This is a genomic window from Erwinia piriflorinigrans CFBP 5888, from assembly GCF_001050515.1.
GTDB classification, from domain to species: domain Bacteria; phylum Pseudomonadota; class Gammaproteobacteria; order Enterobacterales; family Enterobacteriaceae; genus Erwinia; species Erwinia piriflorinigrans.
Genome location: NZ_CAHS01000023.1, coordinates 23850 through 44872, shown reverse-complemented (window position 1 = coordinate 44872; position 21023 = coordinate 23850). Strand labels below are relative to the sequence as shown.

Annotated in this window: 14 protein-coding genes and 1 pseudogene; all 15 read left to right on the top strand. The window is 55.7% G+C overall.

Translation table 11 applies throughout. The features are described from left to right. Positions 1-3: 3 nt before the first annotated feature. On the top strand, positions 4-906 hold the full coding sequence (gene dppC / locus EPIR_RS17350) for a dipeptide ABC transporter permease DppC (protein ID WP_023656796.1): 903 nt from the start codon (positions 4-6) through the stop codon (positions 904-906). A gap of 8 nt (positions 907-914) precedes the next feature. Continuing rightward, on the top strand, positions 915-1901 hold the full coding sequence (gene dppD, locus EPIR_RS17345) for a dipeptide ABC transporter ATP-binding protein (RefSeq protein ID WP_023656795.1): 987 nt from the start codon (positions 915-917) through the stop codon (positions 1899-1901). Further along, positions 1891-2892, top strand: coding sequence for a dipeptide ABC transporter ATP-binding subunit DppF (dppF, locus tag EPIR_RS17340; RefSeq protein ID WP_023656794.1), 1002 nt, complete (start codon positions 1891-1893; stop codon positions 2890-2892). The genes dppD and dppF overlap by 11 nt, the downstream gene beginning before the upstream one ends. A 502-nt stretch (positions 2893-3394) precedes the next feature. Then, the gene (bcsO, locus tag EPIR_RS17335; RefSeq protein WP_023656792.1) at positions 3395-3991 is read left to right on the top strand and encodes a cellulose biosynthesis protein BcsO; all 597 of its coding nucleotides are present in this window, start codon (positions 3395-3397) and stop codon (positions 3989-3991) included. Beyond that, positions 3982-4779, top strand: a complete 798-nt coding sequence (bcsQ, locus tag EPIR_RS17330; protein ID WP_023656791.1) for a cellulose biosynthesis protein BcsQ — start codon at positions 3982-3984, stop codon at positions 4777-4779. Before bcsO ends, bcsQ begins: the two co-directional genes overlap by 10 nt. An 83-nt stretch (positions 4780-4862) precedes the next feature. Next, positions 4863-6962, top strand: a complete 2100-nt coding sequence (gene bcsA / locus EPIR_RS17325) for a UDP-forming cellulose synthase catalytic subunit (RefSeq protein ID WP_023656790.1) — start codon at positions 4863-4865, stop codon at positions 6960-6962. Further along, positions 6959-9340, top strand: coding sequence for a cellulose biosynthesis cyclic di-GMP-binding regulatory protein BcsB (gene bcsB, locus EPIR_RS17320; RefSeq protein WP_023656789.1), 2382 nt, complete (start codon positions 6959-6961; stop codon positions 9338-9340). The genes bcsA and bcsB overlap by 4 nt, the downstream gene beginning before the upstream one ends. Next, positions 9340-13374 carry a cellulose biosynthesis protein BcsC gene (locus tag EPIR_RS17315; RefSeq protein WP_048698057.1) on the top strand — a complete coding sequence of 1345 codons (4035 nt, stop codon included), beginning with the start codon at positions 9340-9342 and terminating at the stop codon, positions 13372-13374. Before bcsB ends, EPIR_RS17315 begins: the two co-directional genes overlap by 1 nt. Positions 13375-13376: 2 nt before the next feature. After that, positions 13377-13844, top strand: coding sequence for a cellulose biosynthesis protein BcsD (gene bcsD, locus EPIR_RS17310; RefSeq protein WP_023656787.1), 468 nt, complete (start codon positions 13377-13379; stop codon positions 13842-13844). A 35-nt stretch (positions 13845-13879) separates the two neighbouring features. After that, on the top strand, positions 13880-14854 hold the full coding sequence (locus EPIR_RS17305) for a glycosyl hydrolase family 8 (protein WP_048698055.1): 975 nt from the start codon (positions 13880-13882) through the stop codon (positions 14852-14854). A gap of 218 nt (positions 14855-15072) precedes the next feature. Further along, positions 15073-17067, top strand: a complete 1995-nt coding sequence (gene hmsP, locus EPIR_RS17300; RefSeq protein WP_048698029.1) for a biofilm formation regulator HmsP — start codon at positions 15073-15075, stop codon at positions 17065-17067. A 193-nt stretch (positions 17068-17260) separates the two neighbouring features. Then, positions 17261-18535, top strand: coding sequence for a dicarboxylate/amino acid:cation symporter (locus tag EPIR_RS17295; protein WP_048698027.1), 1275 nt, complete (start codon positions 17261-17263; stop codon positions 18533-18535). Between the two features lie 298 nt (positions 18536-18833). Next, positions 18834-20303 carry a M16 family metallopeptidase gene (locus EPIR_RS17290; RefSeq protein WP_023656783.1) on the top strand — a complete coding sequence of 490 codons (1470 nt, stop codon included), beginning with the start codon at positions 18834-18836 and terminating at the stop codon, positions 20301-20303. Positions 20304-20466: 163 nt separating this feature from the next. Then, on the top strand, positions 20467-20601 hold the full coding sequence (locus tag EPIR_RS19230) for a hypothetical protein (RefSeq protein WP_277302544.1): 135 nt from the start codon (positions 20467-20469) through the stop codon (positions 20599-20601). Positions 20602-20612: 11 nt separating this feature from the next. Next, a pseudogene (locus tag EPIR_RS17285) lies at positions 20613-20993 on the top strand (alginate lyase family protein); the annotation flags it as partial. Positions 20994-21023 lie beyond the last annotated feature (30 nt).

Genomic DNA, 21023 nt, shown 5'->3' with positions numbered 1-21023 from the left:
AATATGTCTGTTATGGAACCAGGCAGCATCAACGCTGCACCCAAGCCGATGACCCCGTTACAGGAATTCTGGCACTATTTTAAGCGTAACAAAGGCGCCGTTATCGGCCTGGTTTACGTGGTTTTGATGATCTTAATCGCCCTTTTTGCCAACGTGCTGGCCCCGCATGCGCCCGCAGAGCAGTTCCGCGACGCGCTGCTGCATCCGCCCGCCTGGCAGGAGGGCGGCAGCTGGCAGTATGTCTTGGGCACTGATGATGTCGGTCGTGATGTGCTGTCGCGCCTGATGTACGGTGCGCGCCTGTCGTTACTGGTTGGCTGTCTGGTGGTGGTGCTGTCGCTGGTGATGGGGGTGATTTTTGGCCTGATCGCCGGTTACGTCGGCGGCGCGGTTGACGCTGCCATTATGCGTTTGGTGGATATCATGCTGGCGCTGCCAAGCCTGTTACTGGCGCTGGTGCTGGTGGCTATTTTTGGCCCGTCGATTGTTAATGCCTCGCTGGCATTGACCTTTGTCGCACTGCCGCACTATATCCGTCTGACCCGCGCTGCGGTGCTGGTCGAAGTCACGCGGGATTACGTCACGGCATCGCGCGTGGCGGGAGCCGGCATGCTGCGCCAGATGTTCGTCAATATTTTACCAAACTGCCTGGCACCGCTGATCGTGCAGGCATCTCTCGGTTTTTCCAACGCCATCCTTGATATGGCCGCGCTGGGTTTCCTGGGTATGGGCGCGCAGCCGCCTACGCCGGAGTGGGGCACCATGCTCTCCGACGTATTGCAGTTTGCGCAAAGCGCCTGGTGGGTGGTCACCTTTCCTGGGGTGGCGATTCTGCTGACGGTACTGGCATTTAACCTGATGGGCGACGGTTTACGCGACGCTCTGGATCCGAAACTCAAACAGTAGGCAGCGAGATGGCACTATTAACTGTAGATAAGCTTTCGGTGCATTTCGGTGATGAAAATGCACCGTTCCGCGCCGTGGACCGTATCAGCTACCGGGTCGAACAGGGCCAGGTGGTGGGTATTGTTGGAGAGTCTGGCTCCGGTAAGTCCGTGAGCTCACTGGCGATCATGGGGCTGATTGACTATCCCGGTAAGGTGATGGCGGAACAGCTGGTATTTGATCAGCGTGACCTGCAACGCGTTTCCGAAAAAGAGCGTCGCCAGCTGGTGGGTTCGGAAGTGGCGATGATTTTCCAGGACCCGATGACCAGCCTCAACCCCTGTTACACCGTGGGTTACCAGATTATGGAAGCCATAAAGGTGCATCAGGGTGGCAATCGTCGCACCCGTCGCCAGCGCGCTATCGATCTGCTTGAGCAGGTGGGCATCCCAGACCCGGCTTCCCGACTGGAGGTCTACCCACATCAGCTTTCTGGCGGGATGAGTCAGCGCGTGATGATCGCGATGGCCATTGCCTGTCGGCCAAAGCTGCTGATTGCCGATGAGCCGACCACCGCGCTGGATGTGACCATCCAGGCGCAGATCATTGAGCTGCTGCTCGACCTGCAACGCCAGGAAAATATGGCGCTGATCCTGATCACCCATGACCTGGCGCTAGTGGCAGAAGCCGCACAGCATATTATTGTGATGTACGCCGGCCAGGTGGTGGAAACCGGTAACGCGCTGGATATTTTCAAGGCCCCGCGCCACCCGTATACCCAGGCGCTGCTGCGTGCACTGCCAGAGTTCGCTGCTGATAAAGCGCGTCTGGCATCATTGCCTGGCGTGGTGCCCGGCAAGTATGACCGTCCGAACGGCTGCCTGCTCAATCCTCGCTGCCCGTATGCGAAAGCACGCTGCCGTAGTGAAGAACCCCCTCTGCGTGATATGGCCGGGCGTCAGTCCAAATGTCATTTCCCTCTGGACGATGCCGGGAGGCCCTGTTATGAAGCCTGAACATGATAAATCGACCCTGCTGATGCAGGCCATCGACCTGAAAAAGCACTATCCGGTGAAAAAAGGGCTGTTTGGCCAACAGCAGCTGGTCAAAGCGCTCGATGGCATCTCGTTCGACCTGGAACGGGGTAAAACGCTGGCGGTGGTGGGGGAGTCCGGCTGCGGGAAATCCACGCTGGGCCGCCTGTTGACCATGATTGAAACCCCGACCGAAGGTCAGCTGTTTTATCAGGGCCAGGATCTGCTACAGCCCGATCCGCAGGCCGAGAAACTGCGCCGTCAGAAAATTCAGATCGTCTTCCAAAATCCGTACGGTTCGCTGAATCCACGCAAAAAGGTCAGCCAGATCCTGGAAGAGCCTTTGGTGATTAATACCAGCCTGACGCGTGCCGAACGCCGGGAGAAAACGCTGGAGATGATGGCAAAGGTGGGTTTGAAAACCGAGCATTACGACCGCTATCCGCATATGTTCTCCGGCGGACAGCGGCAGCGTATTGCCATCGCGCGCGGGTTAATGCTCGACCCGGACGTGCTGATTGCCGATGAGCCGGTATCGGCACTCGACGTTTCGGTGCGTGCGCAGGTGCTGAATCTGATGATGGATCTGCAACAGGAACTCGGCCTGTCCTACATCTTTATCTCTCACGATCTGTCGGTCGTGGAGCATATCGCCGATGAAGTGATGGTGATGTATCTGGGTCGCTGTGTGGAAAAGGGCAGCAAGGAGGCGATTTTTGCCAATCCGCGCCACCCTTATACACAGGCGTTGCTGTCAGCGACCCCTCGCCTTAACCCGGATGAACGCCGCGAGCGCATCAAACTGACCGGCGAGCTGCCGAGTCCGCTCAATCCACCGCCGGGCTGCGCGTTTAACGCACGCTGCCGCCGTCGATTTGGTACCTGCGTACAGCTGCAACCTAAGCTGCAAAACTTTAGTGGGCAGCAGATTGCCTGTTTTGCCGTCGAGCAGGATGAAGGCCGACTGTCCTGAACAGAACAGGGGGCACGGGTTGCCCCCTGTTTATCAGACGTTTCGGCAGTCTGCGTTGCTTATCTTCGACCTCATGGGTAAAGCGCGGCTTTGATTATCGTCTGCCGCCGCTTTTAATGCTTACTTGATCTCTCCCGCGATAATTTTTAAGAAACCGTCATCATTCTAACCCTGTGGTAACCCCCGCATTAAAGATAGACTGGCAGATCCTGATTATATTCGATGGTTTTCAGTCCGTGAAATAGCAAAGAAATCAGAATGAAAACATGCTGAATCATCAATAAGCCCATGATAAATAAATAGAGAGTTGCGTCTTATTTATTTCCTTGCATTGTCTAAAATTACCTGTTTTAGTTAAATAAATTACCGCGAGTTACATATTTGTAATAAACATTGGTATGAGATTTTACTCATTTTATAAGAATAATCTCATGTTATATTACGGTTATTCCGATAATGTGTTACATTGGGGAGTAATTTCAAAACTTAGGCGATCATACTAATGAAAAGCTATGATGACCTGCATCGTTTTAAAGAAAAAATAAAAGCAAAGAATATTGATTTTAAAGATATGTCTGAGCAACTGTTTCATGCCAACGACACCCGCTGGGTGGTGATTAAGCAGCTGATGAATGAAAATGCCGACTCTGAGTGGCATATCGGCCAGCGAATTGGCGTACCGCAGGCGGTGGGGCCTGACGCTTTTATGGCTCCGAAGCGCGATAAGAAAACCGCGATGGCGGGCAGCAATTCACCGACGGCGGCAAAAATCACCGGGGCATCGCTGCTGGACAGTATTGCTGTTTCCATGCCACCGCCTGAAACCACTTCTGCGGTCGCGCGTACTGAAACGTTACCGCCCGTGGCGCAGAAAGCCACCGTATCTAATTTGACTCTCTTGAAGCAGCTGGAGTCGGTGCCGCTATCACACCCTGTCTCTGCGATGCCCGCAGCGGCAACGGGTGCAGAGATGCCTGCCACGCAGATAAAACCTGCCTACAGACAGTTATTCCGTTCACCGGCCGCGTCGGCATCGGATGCTATGGCGAAAGAGACGTTGTTAAAACCCCTGCTGGAGAAAATTGCCCTATGTCGTTAGTTTGTGTCTGCTCTCCTAAAGGCGGGGTGGGTAAAACCACGCTGGTGGCCAACCTGGCCTATGCGCTCGCTCGTGACGGCAGCAAAGTGCTGGCTATTGATTTTGATGTGCAGAATGCTTTGCGCCTGCACTTTGGCGTGCCGCTGTCAGACGGCCGTGGTTTTGTGGCGACATCTGCGCAATCCTCTGACTGGAGCCAGTCCATTCTCACCACCGATGGCAATATTTTTGTCATGCCATACGGTGAGGTGACAGAGGATCAGCGCCTTGATTTTGAAAAAAATTTATCGGAAGACGCTAACTTTATTACCCGGGGTTTGCACGCGGTTCTCAACTATCCCGGTCTGGTTATTATTGCCGATTTTCCGCCAGGACCTGGCCCGGCCATGAAAGCGATGGCGGCGCTTGCCGATGTGCATTTAGTGTTGATGCTGGCAGATACCGCTTCTCTCGCCCTGTTGCCGCAGATTGAAAATGAAAAAATGATCGGTGGCGTGCTGAATCAACGGGCGGGTCACTACTTCGTGCTTAATCAGATCGATAATCGCCGTCAAATCAGCCGCGATGTCACCGCCTTTATGCAGCAGCGCCTCGGCGACAGGTTGACCGGCGTCGTGAACCGCGATGAAAGCGTGCCGGAGGCCAATGCATTACAACAGTCTATTTTTGAATTTAATCCCGTCTCTGCCGCCGCTTTTGATATTGAGCTGATCGGCAAACGCCTGGGGGCGTTGCTGAATATCAACGTCGGTAATGGGGAAATGCACGCACCGCTCATTTCTCGTTAATTTTCGGATTATCGCCAGAGCGGGGTGTTTGAATTCGTGTGGCAGGTTTGCCACCTGGTATAACCATATATTCAGGAAGACCTATGAATAAGGTCCTGTTTTGTCTGCTGTTGCTGATATTATTCCCGCTGGCTGCTGTTATCGTCGTGGCTCCTATGGGTAGCCAAAAACAATATATTTTTGGGCTGGTTTCGATTGCACTGCTGTTTTTATTAGGCTTTAGTAAAAGCAAAAAAATCTCTTTGATTATGGCTGTGCTGTCGACACTGATGTCGACCCGTTATATTTACTGGCGTGCGACAGAAACACTGCACTTCAATTCTGAAATAGAAGCGATTCTGGGTATCGGACTCTTTCTTGCCGAGCTGTATGTCTGGCTTATTCTCATCCTCGGTTATTTGCAAACTTCCTGGCCGCTTAAACGCACTATCGAACCGCTACCGGATGATGTCAGCTTATGGCCAACGGTCGATGTCTATGTCCCCAGCTACAACGAAAGTCTCGACGTGGTGCGTGATACCGTCCTGGCGGCCCAGTGCATCGACTATCCGCAGGATAAGATAAAAATTTACCTGCTGGATGACGGTAAACGCAGTGAATTTGCGCGTTTTGCCGCCGATGCTGGCGTTGGCTACATCACCCGTCCTGACAACCGGCACGCGAAAGCCGGTAACCTGAACCACGCATTGCAAATCACACAAGGTGAGCTGATATGCGTATTTGACTGTGACCATGTGGCGACCCGCACCTTTTTACAGGCAACGGTGGGGGCCTTCCTGAAAGACGCGAAGCTGGCGCTGTTACAGACGCCACACTACTTTTATTCGCCGGACCCCTTTGAACGCAACCTGAAAGCCGCGCGTGAGATCCCAAATGAAGGTGCGCTGTTCTATGGCCCTGTACAGCAGGGTAACGATAACTGGAATGCCACTTTCTTCTGCGGTTCCTGTGCGGTTATTCGCCGCAGTGCGTTGGAAGAGATCGGCGGTTTTGCCGTGGAAACGGTGACCGAGGATGCGCATACCGCACTGAAAATGCAGCGCCGGGGTTGGGGAACCGCCTTTCTGGCCATCCCGCTGGCGGCCGGGCTGGCGACTGAACGGCTTGGGCTGCATATTATCCAGCGAACCCGCTGGGCGCGTGGCATGACGCAGATATTTCGCGTCGATAACCCGCTGCTCGGCCGGGGCCTGAAATGGCAGCAGCGGCTGTGCTATCTCAACGCCATGCTGCATTTCCAGTTCGGCCTGCCGCGTGTGGTGTTCCTCACCGCGCCGCTGGCTTATCTGCTGTTTAATCTCAATATCATTCACTCATCGGCCAGCCTGATCTTTGCTTACGTGCTGCCGCATCTGGTGATGTCACTGTACGTCAATGCCCGTATGAATGGCCGTTTCCGCGCCAGCTTCTGGGGTGAGATATACGAAACGGTGATGGCGTTCCATCTGGTTATCCCTACGCTGCTGACGATGATTTCACCTAAACATGGCAAGTTTAACGTGACGGACAAAGGTGGCCTGCTTGACGTTGGTTTCTTTGACTTCAATATTGTGCGACCGCACGTTATTTGTGCCCTGTTACTGTTTGCTGGCGTGGTCAGCGGCATCGTGCGCGGCACGGCCCAGGGTTACTTTGGCGTCGATCGCTATGTGATTGCGCTGAACGTGGGCTGGGCGACCTTCAGCCTGATCATCCTGATGGCTGCTATCGCCGTCGCGCGTGAAACCCGGCAGGTGCGCAAAACTATCCGCATCGATGCCGATCTGCCGGCCGTTGTGCACTACGCCAGCGGCATCTCTTCGCGCACGCATACCATCAATCTCTCAATGGGCGGTGCACAGATCCACGCGCCGGATGGGCGTCATGAAAATGATGATATCGAAGCCATAGATGTGATCCTGTATTCCGCCACCATCTCGCTGCCGGTGCAGTATGTCGACGCGCACGAAGGTGTGATCCGCCTGCGGTTTGAGGAAATGCCGCTTGCACGGCGGCGTGAGCTGGTGCGCGTGGTGCTGTCGCGTGCGGATGCGTGGCTTAAAACGTCGGAATACAAAGATAATCCGCTGCGTTCGTTGGTGGATATTATTCGTACCGTATTTGAACTGTTTTGGCTGTCATGGAAAGACCGCCGGGCGAAGAAAAAACGTCAGGCGCAAATAAAAGAGCAGGGTGTGGCATGAAGCAACGTATCGTGCGCACACTGTGGCTGTGCGCGGCGCTCACCTTTTGCGGCGCTCAGGCAGAACCTGCCAGCGTGACCCAGAACAGCGGCGCGTTGGCGGATATTCCTCCTCCGGCGGATGTCGGTTCCGCTGCACCCGCGCCAGATGGGCTACCCCCGCTGCCTGCCATGATCGATGATGCGCCTGTTGCGCCGACGACCGCGCAAGTTCAGCCGATCTCCAGCACCATTAGCGTGGCGGATATGGGGCAAACTTCAGGGGTGACTCTGAATGGGGGGCAGCTACAGGCAGGTATTATCTTTACCATTCCGAACGATCGGGTGGTCACTCATGCACGGTTTAACCTGCTGCTAAAAGTCTCGCCGGCGCTGGGGGCGCGCAATGTGTCGCTGCAACTGATGCTGAATGGTCAGCCGCTGGGTACGCTGCCGCTGAGCGCGACGGACAACGCCAGCGAAGAGTACGAGCTGGAAATCCCGGCGGCGATGGTAGTTTCCCGCAACAATCTGAGCTTTAAAATCAATGTTGCCGACAGGCTGATGTGTGAGCGCGACAGCGCACGGCTCAATAAGGTGACGATCCTGCCGCAATCCAGGCTGTCGCTGGAAGGGCTACTGTTGAACACCGGCAACAGTTTGCGCCATTTCCCGCGTCCGTTTATCGATTCGTTGCGCATGAGTCCGGCCAGCGTGGTGATGACCTTTGGTCAGCATGTCACCCCGGGAACGGTGAGCGCGGCGGCGATACTTGCCTCCTGGATGGGGATTCAGGCCGATTATCGGGGTGTCAGCTTCCCGGTGATACGTGGAGATCTGCCGGAGCAAGATGGGGTAGTTTTTGGTCATCCCGGCGAAAGAATTGGCAGTCTGACGTTGCCCAACGGTGAAGGCCCGTCATTGCAACTTATCGATAACCCGAACAACCCGGCGTATAAGCTGTTACTGGTGATGGGTAAGGATGATGACGGGCTGCGTCAGGCGACCTGGCGTCTGCTGCAACCACTGGAACTGGACGCGCCCCAACTGGCGGTCGCACAGCAGAATATACCGCTGCGCAAGCCGTATGATGCGCCGCGTTGGATCGACACCGATCGCCCGGTACGCCTTAGCGAGCTGCTGCGTCAAGATCAGAGCCTGACGAACACCGGTATCTGGCATGATGCGCTGCGCGTCAATTTCCGTGCCGCGCCAGATTTGTTCCTGTGGGATGGTGACAGCGTTCCCGTGCATCTCAACTATCGCTTCCCGTCAGAAAGCTGGATTGATGAAGAAAACTCGCTGCTGAATGTCACGCTGAACGGCACCTTCCTGCGCAACCTGACGGTGAACAAAGTCGGCCTGTTGGAGAGTCTCTGGCACCGTCTCGGTGGCGATGCACGGCAGGAACACTATACGCTGCGGCTGGACCCGTATCTGATCTACGGTGACAACCAGATGCAGCTCTATTTCGATATTAAGCCAAAGGATAACGCCCCCTGTAGCGTACTGGCTAACAACAATATCAAGAGCCGCATTGAGGGCGACTCCTATATCGATCTCAGCCATACGCGTCATTTTACGCTACTGCCGAACCTCGCCTATTTCGTCGGCGCATCTTTCCCATTTTCTCGCCTTGCCGACTATTCGCAAACCGTGCTGATGCTGCCTGAAAAGCCGTCTAATGGCGAAATCAGCACCTTGCTGGATATGGCAGGTCGTTCCGGTAATGCCACCGGCGTGGCGCTGTCCCACAACAGCGTGATGTTTGGTATCCCGCCCGGCGGCCCACGGCGTGAACGTCTGGAGAACAGCGATATTTTGGCCGTCTCCACGCTGGGGCAGAGCGTTTTTAACCAGCAGATGTTGGCCGACTCGCCCTATGATCTCAATAACCATACGCTTGGCGTCAAAGCCCCCGATATGCTGAATAAGCTGCGCGGCTGGCTGAACGGTGACTGGGATCGTCAGACGCTGGACGCAGACCGTTATCTCTCTTCTAACGAGGAGTGGCGTGGTTTTATCAGCTACCGCTCACCGTGGAATCCCGGCCGTCTGGTGGTGATGACCGTGGCGACCGATGACAATCAGCTGTCGCGTCTGCATAACGATATGACCTCGAGGAGGATCAACGCCGGTATCCGGGGTGACACGGCGATCATCACCGATGAAAACGGTATTCGCAGCTTCCGCGTGAGCGCACAGTTTCCGAGTGGGGAAATGCCGTGGTACATGAGGGTGGTGTGGTATGCCAACCAGCATGCGGTGCTGCTGTCACTGCTGGCGCTGTTCTGTTCAGCCATTGTCGGCTTGAGTGCCTGGGTTCTGCTGGAGCGCCATGCGTGGCGTCGTCTGCATCCAGGGGATCAACAGAGTGCCTCTGGTGAGAAAAAAGAATGATGAAAAACAACTCTCTTCACGCGATTGGCAGCGGCCTGGTGTTATCGATGGTGGCGTTACCGGTATGGGCGGCGTATGACAATCCGGCACTCCGCGCGCTGTTCGATCAGGCCAACTATTGGCATCAGAAAGCCCATGATGATTTAGCGCATGAGGTGCTGCAAAAAGTCCTGCTGGTCGACGAAAACAACGCGCAGGCGCTGTATTTGATGGCTCTTTGGTCACAGCAGAAAGGGGATGCCAGTGAAGCGGCCAAATGGCGCGCCCGACTGGGTCAGCTTCCGGCGCAGGAAGCACGTCTGGCCGATTTGGATAATGCCCTTCATCTGCGAACCCTTCCGGCGGCACAGCTGGCGCTGGCTCGTCAACAGGCACGCAGCGGCAACACCGCTGCGGCGCTGCAAACCTGGCGTAATATTTTCAGCAGTAACGAACCTCCGGCCAGCGTAGCGGCCGAGTATTACCTGACGATGGCCGGTGACCGCAGCCTGCTGCCGCAGGCGGTGGATAACCTGCGGCAGTTCTCTGCCCGTCATCCGCAGGATATCGGTGCGAAACTGGCTCTTGGCAAAGCGCTAACTTACCAGGAGTCCACCCGGCGTGAAGGTTTACAGGTGCTGGAAGCGTTGGCAGAGGGCAATACCGATGCCGATCGTTCTCTGCGTCAGGCGCTGCTTTGGCTTGGCCCCCAGCCCGCTGACGCGCCGTTGTACCAGAATTTCCAGCAGCGTCATCCGCGCGACGAAGAGGTGATCGACTACTATCGGAAAAATGTCGGTGCAGCTGAGAAAAGCCAGGGCTTTAGCGCGCTGAACAGTGGCGATATCCCGGGTGCGCAGAGCGCCTTCAGCGAGGTATTGCAAACTAACCCGCAGGATGCGGATGCGCTGGCGGGGCTTGGCTATGCAGCGCAGCGCAGCGGTCACTATTCCCAGGCGGCGGATTACCTGGAGCGTGCGGCGAAACTCGGTGGTAACGACAGCCAGCAGCATCAGCAGCAGGCAGACGATGCACGTTTCTACGCTCAGTTAGCTAACGCGCAACAGGCGTTGAAATCCGGCGACAGCGCACAGGCGCTGAGTCTGAGCGCGCCGCTGGCGCAGGCGGAAGGTGAAAAAGGCACGGCGGCGAAGTTGTTCCGCGCTGACGTACTGCGTCTTAATCATCAGCCGGACCAGGCGGAGTCGATCTATCGCAGCGTGCTGGCCAGCGATGCGGCTAACCGTCAGGCGCGAGAGGGGCTGTTTTACGTGCTGCGTCAGCAAAATCGTAGCGCTGAAGCCAACACCCTGCTGGCGTCACTGCCAGCCAGCGTCCGTCAGGCCGTGACGCCACGCCCGGTAGAGACCAGCGATCCTCTGCGGCGCGAAGCACAACGGCAGCTGGCGGCAGGGGATGCGCAGCGTGCAATGGGTATCCTGCAACAGGGGTTGCAGCGTTTTCCGGGCGATGGCTGGGTACGTCTCGACCTGGCGCGTATCTATCAGCAGCAGGGTAACATGGCCGCAGCGGCTGACGTGATGCAGCCTGCTTTTCGCCCCGGGGCCAGCAGCAATGAAATCTATGCTGCCGCGCTGCTTGCCAGCGAAAACGATGCCTGGCCGCAGGCGCAAAGCCTGCTGTCGCGCATTCCACCCCGCAATCAGAGCACGGGTATGCGCGATCTGGCGCAGCGTGCGAATGTTAACCAGCAGATGGTCGTGGCCCGGCGTTACCTGGCCCAGGGGGCTACGGCGGCAGCGGCCAATACCCTGAGAGCGCTGGCGGTTAATCCACCGCACAACCCTATTGATGCTGGCCACCTGGCGACAGACCTGGCGCAGGCTGGCGATCTCTCCACGGCGGTGTCGGTCGTGCGTAGCAATATGCAGCGCGGCGTACAGGGCAATGCGGGGGATTATGCGGCACAGCTGGCGGTGCTGGATCGGGCCGGACTGGGCGCGGAAGCGCAAAGTTTTATTAACGATCCCGAATTGCAGACACGCAGTACCAGCGCGCAGCTGGCAGGGCTTCGTAACGGCGCGTTGATCAATCAGGTGGATGCACTGCGCGAACGCAAACAGTATGCCGCCGCCTATGACAAGCTGATTGGCGCTCTGCAACACGATCCGCAGAACGGTGACCTGATGTTTGCGATGGCGCGCCTGTATCAGGCCGGCAAAATGAATAAAGAAGCGGCGGTGGTTTACAACTATCTGATGACGCGGGATATGCCGGGTCAGGAGGCGCGTGAAGGGGCGATCAATACCGCGTTGGCGCTGAATGACGTGGCGAAAGCGCGTGAGCTGGCCGCAGGTCTGCGCGGGGAACCTTCAGCGCCGCGTTTGTTGCTACTGGCGCGAGTATCAGAAGCCGGCGGCGACCGCAACCAGGCGCTGGGCTATCTGCGCAGCGCGAAAGCTAAAATGCTGGGGCTGGAGGGCAGTCATCTCGGCGGTAGTGTCGACATTGGCGGTTTGGCGCTGGCGGATAACCCGTTTATCAACCGTACCAGGCTGTCAGCCAGCTCGTCTCCTTCGATCTATGGCAATGCCCTGCCGTGGCAACGTGCAGCGGATGCGCGTGACTACCGCAATATTGATGGCGTCAGCGGCGGCGGTACGCAGGTTGCCAGCACGGAGAATCAGACGTTACGCCAGATCGATACCATGATGGATTCTTTGCAGGCAGAGAGCGGCACCTGGGCACAGGCCGGGGTACAGATCCGTGGTCGCGATGGTGAAGATGGTTTGAGTAAGCTGAATGAAGCCAAAGCGCCGCTCACCTGGTCCAGTTCACCGCTGGGCGATGCGCGTGTCGACTTTACCGTCACACCGATGACGCTAAGCGCGGGCAGCGCCAGCGGCGACGCTTATCGCCGTCTGGGGACCGGGGCCGCTGGCGTCGCGGTGGCCAATCAGATCCAGAACATCAAAAACGAACAGGATTACCTTAAAGCGTTGCGGGCCACGGACAGCGCCAATGGCAATACGAGCGGCGTGGATGCTTTTAACGCGGCTAACCCTGATGTCGCGTCCGCGTTGGATAGCCTGAATGGGATCGGCACGGCAGATTACAGTCCGTTCACCAACAGTGGGTTGAGCAATATCAACGCGATCAACAACAACACCGCTCTCAAAAATTATCTGGCGGCCTCATCGCGTAAAGTTAACCTCGATAGCGCGAGCAGCAATACCTCAGATTCCCAGACGGCATCCGGCGTGGAACTGAACCTGGCGTTAAGCGGCGAGAGTTACCGTATCGACCTCGGCAGTACGCCACTCGGCCAGGATCTGAGTACGCTGGTCGGCGGGATTAAATGGTCGCCAAAACTGACGGACTATCTGACGCTGATCCTGACCGGTGAACGCCGTGCGGTGACCGACAGTTTGCTCTCCTATGTGGGTGTGAAGGATCGATACTCTGGAAAGAGCTGGGGACAGGTCACCAAAAACGGTGCTAACGCGTTGTTGAGCTACGATGATGGTGATAGCGGCTTTTATGTCGGGGGCGGTGGCTACAGCTATAAAGGTGAAAACGTCGCCAGCAATCATGCATTAATGGCTAACACCGGGGTTTATGTGCGCCCGTTTCACTTTAGCGATCGCGAGCTGAAAACCGGGATTAACATCAGCTGGATGAACTTCTCAAAAAACCTCAGCAATTTCAGTTTTGGCCAGGGCGGCTACTTCAGTCCACAGGACTATATCAACGTGTCGTTGCCGGTGGACTTCTCACAGACTTACGACGATTTGAGGGTTAAATTGGGCGGTTCGGTCGGTTATCAATCCTATACCCAGAACAGCAGCGCGTACTTCCCGAATAACGGCGATTATCAGTCGCTGCTGGAAGAGATGGTCACCGCAGGCTACGCAAAAGAAGCCCATTTCAGCGGTAGCAGTAAGAGCGGCATCGGCTATAACATTCATGCTGGTGCAGACTATAAGATTAACAAAGACGTGACCATCGGCGGCCAGCTCGGCTATGACACTTTTGGTGACTATAACGAAAGCACGGCACAGCTCTACTTGCGCTACATGCTGGGAGGCAAATAAGCATGAGTCAGTTACGACAGGAACGCACCCTGCAATATTTTCGACAACGGCAGTCTCATCCGGGCTGGTTCGATCTGTTGAGCGTGATGATCGGCGGCATGCTGGATAATGCGGGTGAGTTGGAAAGCCAGGCATTTTTGCGCCAGATGGGTGAGAACCTTGCCTTGCGTTATCCGCTGGGTGAGGCGCGCACCGTGGCCGATCTGGAGGATCGGATCAATAAGGTGTTGGATCGGTTCAACTGGGGCTTTGTCGATCTGCACCCCTATGACAACGCGATCGTCATCGATCACGGTGCGCTGCCGGAGGGCGATGGCGTTATGCCGCATCGCCAGTGGCATCTGGCAATGGGGGCGGTGCTGATCGGACTGTATGCGGGCTGGCTGCGTAGCCAGGGCGGCAGTGAGCAGGTTGGGGTGTCCCAGGAAGAGACCGATGACGGGTCACTTCGTTTTCGTTATCAGGCTTGAGAGGGATGATGATGGCAATGTTCAGGACTGGCCTGATGCTGTTGGCGCTGATGCTGGGAATGTCCCAGGTCGCTGCCGCTGACGGCTGGAGCAGTTTTAAAACACGCTTTATGACCAGCGACGGGCGCATTCAGGACACGGGCAATCGCAACGTCAGCCACACGGAAGGTCAGGGCTATGCAATGCTGATGGCGGTTTATTACAACGATCGCAGCAGCTTCGACAAGCTGTGGCGTTGGACGCAAAATAACCTGACTAACCCGCAAAATGGCCTGTTCTACTGGAAATACGACCCGGCAGTCGATGACCCGGTGAGTGACAAAAATAATGCCGCCGATGGCGATGTACTGATCGCCTGGGCGCTGCTGCTGGCGGGTGAAAAGTGGCAGGTTGCCAGCTGGCTACAGCAGTCGGACCGTATTCAGCAGGCTATTGCCGCTCATAACGTGATCGCCTTTGGCGGCCGCACCCTGATGTTGCCTGGCGCAGAGGGCTTTAATAAAACCAGTTACGTGGTGCTGAATCCCTCCTACTTCGTCTTCCCGGCGTGGCGTGACTTTGCCAGGCGCAGTCATTTAAAACTGTGGAATCAACTGATTAAAGATGGGCTGGATTTACTGACTGACATGCGCTTTGGCGACACCGCTTTGCCGCTGGACTGGGTGGTGATAAACGCCGACGGCTCGCTGGCTCCGGCCACCGCCTGGCCCGCGCGTTTCAGCTATGATGCGATTCGCATCCCGCTGTACCTGCACTGGTACGATGCGACTTCTCTGCGTCTGGTGCCGTTCCAGCATTTCTGGCTGGGGTTCCCGCGCCTGCAAACTCCGGCATGGCTTGATGTGCTGACGAATGAGAAAGCCCCTTACAATATGGCCGGTGGCCTGCTGGCGGTACGTGATTTAACGCTGGGTGATACCGGGTATCTCAATGATTCGCCGAGCGCCAGCGAAGACTATTATTCATCGAGTCTGACGCTGTTGGCGTGGCTGGCGTTTAAACATCGCTAATGACGCCTGAGGTGATGTGAGCAGACTGTGAACCCGACTCTCCACGCTGGATGACGCTGCGCGACTCTGTGAGTAACCTGATGATTTCGTCCAGGAAAACACTTAAAGGGCTGCGGGCAAAGCATGTTAGCTTAATAAGTTGTTACCTTAGGGTATACTCAGGGCTGTTTTCGCCCTAAATGCGCTGAATGACGAATTCAGTGCTTCGGAGAGCTTGCTTGCGCGTCAGTCGTTCATTAAAGATTAAGCAGATGGCGACCATTTCCAGCGTTGTGCTGGTCACCGTCTGTATCTTTATCGTTATCCAGCTTTTTCACTTTGTGCAGCAGCGCAGGATTGATTACGCCCAGCAGATGGAAAACGTGGCGCACACCGTGCGTCATCCCCTGTCGCAGGCGGTATTGAAAGCGGATATCCCGCAGGCCGAATTTATCCTGAATTCTCTGGGGCCGGCCGGGATACTTGCGCGGGCGGAAGTGGTATTACCCAATGGCTTACAGGCGCTGCATTCCGAGTTTGCCGTCGAAAAACCGATACCTCGCTTTATCGCCCGACTGTTTGAACTGCCGGTGCAGATCACCGTACCGCTCTACTCGGTCGAACCGGCTAACCCGAAACCACTGGCATTTTTGGTGTTGCAGGCGGATTCGTGGCGTGTTTATCAATTTATCCTCAGTGCCGTCTCGACAATGGTCACGGCCTATCTGCTATTGGCGCTGATCCTGTCAGTCTCTATCAGTTGGTGCATTAATCGACTGATGGTGCGCCCGCTGCGCAATATGGCGAATGCTTTGCAGGACCTCACTCCCCAACAGGTGGTGACACATCAGTTGGCACTGCCTAAGTATCACCGTAATGACGAGATAGGTCTTCTCATCCGCAACTATAATCGCAATCAGCAGGCGCTGTGCGCCATGTATGATGAGATGAGCCGTCAGAGCACCCGCTTTGCCTTGAGCGATCTGCCGAACAAAACCTTATTTCTGGCTTTGCTGGAACAGCACCTGTGCGCAGTGAGTAGCACGGGTGTGTTTACGGTGATGGTCGTGCGTATTGAAACGTTGCTGGAAACGAATGGCCTGGTTACCGACGAGCAGCGCAATGCGTTGCTGCTGACGCTGGTGGGCAAAATTCGTCGCTGTATTGACGATCGTACGGTTCTGGCACAGCTGTCCATTGGTGATTTTGCACTGCTGATTAAGCGAGCCAACAATCCCTTCCGCGCCCTGCGGCTGGCGCGTAACCTGATGCTGGCGCTTAATCAACCGGTGCAGCTCCAGCACATGCAGCTGCGGCCTAATGTCAGCATCGGTATCGCGCAACGTGAAGCTGGCTTCAGGGCGGACGAACTGCTGGCGCGTTCCGTCTCGGCGATGATGTCGGCGCGCCACCAGGGGAAAAATCAGGTCCTGTTTTTTGATGTGCTGCAGACCGAGCGCGCGCAAAAGCGATTAACCCAGGAACATGACATTTTACAGGGGTTGGCAGAGGAAAAGTTTTCGCTGTGGTTACAGCCGCAGGTGGATATGCGCAGCGGCCAACTGGTAGGAGCCGAGGCGCTGTTGCGTATGCGTCAGGCTGATGGTAACTGGTCTTTGCCGGGGGATTTAATTGCCAACGCGGAAGAAATTGGCGTGATCACCGCCCTTGGGCGCTGGGTATTTGAAGAGTCCTGCCGCATCCTGGCGCTCTGGCAACAGAGAGGCTGCGAACTGACGTTGAGCGTTAATCTGTCCGCTATCCAGCTGCGTGAAGCGGCGATGGTGACCCATTTGCAGGCCCTGATCCAGCGCCATGATATTCGCCCCGGCGGCCTGGTGGTGGAAATTACTGAAACTGCCCAGATCGGCGAGCCAGAACAGGCACTGCAACTGTTACAGGAGCTGCAAAAGACCGGCGTTGCCGTGGCGCTGGATGATTTTGGCATGGGTTATGCCAACCTTAACTGGCTCAATCAGTTCAAAACCCTGCCGATAGACAAACTGAAGATGGACCGTAGTTTTGTCGCGGCGCTGCCCTTCGATGACACGATGGTGCGCATTGTGGCGGCGATTGCCGGGATCGTTAAGCTGGACGTGATTGCGGAAGGCGTCGAAACCGAAGAGCAGCGTGAGCGGCTGCTGGCCTGTGGTATCCACTACGGTCAGGGGTATCTCTATGCGGAAGCGCTGCCAGTGCCGCAGTTTAATCGACGCTATCTGTCCAATGCCTGAAGGGTGCAGCGGGTTTTTTTTCGCACGTCCTTACTTTCTTTAGTTTTACAAGATTCAACTGAAGTGATTCAGCTCATAAAAATGAGCTATGCCGGGTGGCGGCCCCGCGCACCATATATCTATCCCGTTAATCCGGTGTTACTTTCGCGTTATCTTTCCTCTGATAATAACTAAAGCGATTAACGGAAATTCTATGAAAACCTCTCTGTTCAAAAGCCTCTATTTCCAGGTATTGGCTGCTATCGCTATCGGTGTCCTGCTTGGCCATTTCAATCCTGAATTGGGCGCACAGATGAAACCGCTGGGTGATGGCTTTGTTAAGCTGATTAAAATGATTATCGCCCCGGTGATCTTCTGTACCGTTGTCTCGGGGATTGCCGGTATGGAAAGTATGAAAGCCGTCGGGCGCACCGGTGCAGTGGCGCTGCTCTATTTTGAGGTGGTCAGCACCATTGCCCTGATTATCGGTCTGGTGGTGGTCAACGTGCTGCAACCCGGCGCGGGGATGAACGTTGATCCGGCCACGCTGGATGCCAAAGCGGTGGCGCTGTATGCCCATCAGGCGGAACAGCAGGGCGTGGTGGCGTTCCTGCTGGATGTGATCCCCGGCAGCGTCATTGGTGCTTTTGCCAGCGGCAATATTTTGCAGGTGCTGCTGTTCGCTATTCTGTTCGGCTTTGCGCTGCACCGCATGGGCGATAAAGGCACGCTGGTATTTAACTTTATCGACAGCTTCGCCCACGTTATTTTCGGCATCATCAATATGATTATGCGCCTGGCTCCGATCGGCGCTTTCGGCGCGATGGCTTTCACCATTGGTAAGTACGGGGTGGGTTCTCTGGTTCAGCTCGGCCAGCTGATCGTCTGCTTCTATATCACCTGTCTGCTGTTTGTGGTGGTGGTGCTTGGGCTGATTGCCCGTGCGGTAGGCTTTAACATCTTCAAATTTATCGCCTATATCAAAGAAGAGCTGCTGATCGTACTTGGCACATCCTCATCGGAATCGGCGTTGCCACGCATGTTGACCAAGATGGAGAACCTGGGCTGTAAGAAATCGGTGGTGGGTCTGGTTATCCCGACCGGATACTCCTTCAACCTTGACGGGACGTCGATTTATCTGACGATGGCGGCTGTCTTTATCGCCCAGGCAACCAATAGCCATATGGATATCTGGCACCAGATCACCCTGCTGGTGGTGCTGTTGCTCTCTTCGAAAGGCGCTGCGGGCGTGACCGGCAGTGGTTTTATCGTTCTGGCGGCCACGCTGTCTGCGGTGGGGCATCTGCCGGTGGCGGGCCTGGCGCTGATCCTCGGTATTGACCGCTTTATGTCCGAAGCCCGAGCGCTGACCAATCTGATCGGTAATGGCGTGGCGACCGTGGTGGTGGCTAAGTGGGTGGGTCAGCTGGATGAGAAGCAGCTAAAAGAGACGCTGGTAAACAGAAAAAATGCCGTAAAAACCGCCTGAAATCACGTAACCCGCAGTTAATTTGTGAAAAACATCGACAAATGCCCGTCGTGACTTGCCCTCACGGCGGGCATTTGCATAATAACCCCATCTGTTTTAAGAAATTTCATGCCGCTGTGTGACATCTTTGTCGATACGTGGTCTAAGAAGCTGTTCCTTAAAAAACAGCGGCTTTCCTGAGTTGTACCCAAAATAATTTGAGCGACAGGCAACAGAGCGGGTATATCTCATCGCGTGATAGCAGCAGGCCGTCGTTTACCCGCGATGTATTTGAGTTAGTGATTGAGTAGGGGTTCACATGCAGGACACCAGAATTCGTCTATTGGTTGGGGGAATATTGCTGGCAGCAGCCGGTTTTGTGCAGGCTGAAACGCTGCAACCCGACCCCGCCTGGCAACAGGGAAAGCTGGAAAACGGTTTCAGTTGGCAGTTGCTCACTACGCCTCAACGGCCAAGTGACCGTGTTGAGATCCGCCTGATGGTCAATAGCGGATCGATGGTGGAAAGCGCCCAGCAGGAAGGCTATAGCCATCTTTTACCACGCCTGGCGCTGGTGCATAACGCAAAGCTCAACCCCGTGCAGCAGCGTTATCTCTGGCAGCAGAGCATCGATCCGCAGCACCCACAGCCACCGGCTGTCATCTCGTACGACCAGACGTTGTATAATCTCAGCCTGCCCAATAACCGCCCGGAAATGCTCAAGGAAGCCTTGAACTGGCTGGCGGCAACGGCAGGTGATATGACCATTAATCAGCAAATAGTGGATACGGCGATTAATGCTGATGACCCCATCGCAACGTGGCCGGGCAATCCAAAGGATGTCTGGTGGCGTTATCGTCTGAAAGGCTCGGCTATGCTGGCGCACGACCCGGCTGCCGCCGTGAAACAACCCGTCGATCTTGCCCAGCTCAACGCCTTTTATAAGCAGTGGTATACGCCGGATGCCATGACGCTGTTTGTGGTGGGCAACGTCGACAGCCGCAGCCTGGCGGAGCAAATCAATAAAACGTTCTCTCCGCTGCAAGGCAAACGCGAACAGCCGGCAGTGATGCCAACCCTCTCTCCTCTGCTGCAACAACCGGTTAATCTGGTTAACAATGCTCTCGGACAGGATCGTCTGTCTCTGGTATGGGATAACCCGTGGGCACCCATTCGCGAATCGTCCAGCCTGCTGCGTTACTGGCAGAGCGATCTGGCGCGTGAAGTGCTGTTCTGGCATGTGCAGCGAACGCTGAGCGATAAAAAAACGCCGGGAATGCAGGTTGGCTTCGACTGTCGAGTGCTGTATCAGCGCGCCCAGTGCGCCATCAATATGGATTCCGACAATGCGGCACTGACCAGCAATCTTGAGCTGATGGCCAAAGAGATGGTTATCGTGCGCGATAAAGGACTGACGCAGGATGAGTTCGATGCACTGATGGCGCAGAAAAATGCCGAGCTTGGCAAGCTGTTTGCCACCTATGCGCGTACCGATACCAACGTACTGATGAGTCAGCGCCTGCGTTCGCAGCAGAATGCCGTCGTGGATATCGCCCCTGAACAGTATCAGAAGCTGCGTCAGAAGTTTCTGGCCGGCCTGACGCTGGATATGCTGAATCAGGAGCTACGCCAGCAGCTTACGCAGGATGTGACTATGGTGCTGATGCAGCCTCAGGGCGAAGCGGAAACCAATATTAAGATGTTGCAGGAAAGCTGGCAGAAGATTATGACGCCGGTTGCTACCGCCCCGGAAGCCGTTACCAGCGAGAACGCCACACCCGCATCTTGAGTGTTTATACAGGGGCAGCCGCCAGCGGCTCCCCTGATTGCGCCAGTTCATCTCCTCAATCCCATTTACCTTTCGGATCTTGCCAGCGCACGATTCAGCCTGTTTCGATCGCAGCGCTCTGCAAAGGCTATGCTTTATTGCAGGGTCGTTGCCGGGGGTAATCATGCAATCTGTGCTGTGCCACATCGTTCTACTGCTACTGGCGGTTTTTTGCCGCCTTGCATCGGGCGCGCAGGAGTATGCCTTTCTTAATCACGACGAACTGGCGCTGAATAAGCGGTTGCTGCAACAGCAGTAGGCACCCGCTCCTTCCACTACAGCGGGTTTAATTTGCAGGCGCTGACGGTGCTGGCCGGGCTGGCACGTCATAGCGTAGACGGAGATCTGTGGCACTATCGCACCACGCAACAGGTAACGCTGCTGAATGCGCTCGATTTTATGACGCCGTTTAGTGATGGCAGTAAACCGTGGCGTAGCGTAGATCATATCAGCGTGCGCCTGATCCCGCTGTTATCACAGGCGGATAATCAGCTGGGTAGCGATCGTTATCAGCAGGCTATTCGCCAGACGACATGGACGCTACCCGAGGGCGGCGCAGCGCGTGGGGCCGTGCTGGATGCGCAGCGGGACTGCTGGCTATTATCGCAACCGCGCTTCAGCCTCAATCAGCCGCCAACGCGCGCTAAATAAATCCGATCGGTTATTTAACATCGGTTTTCA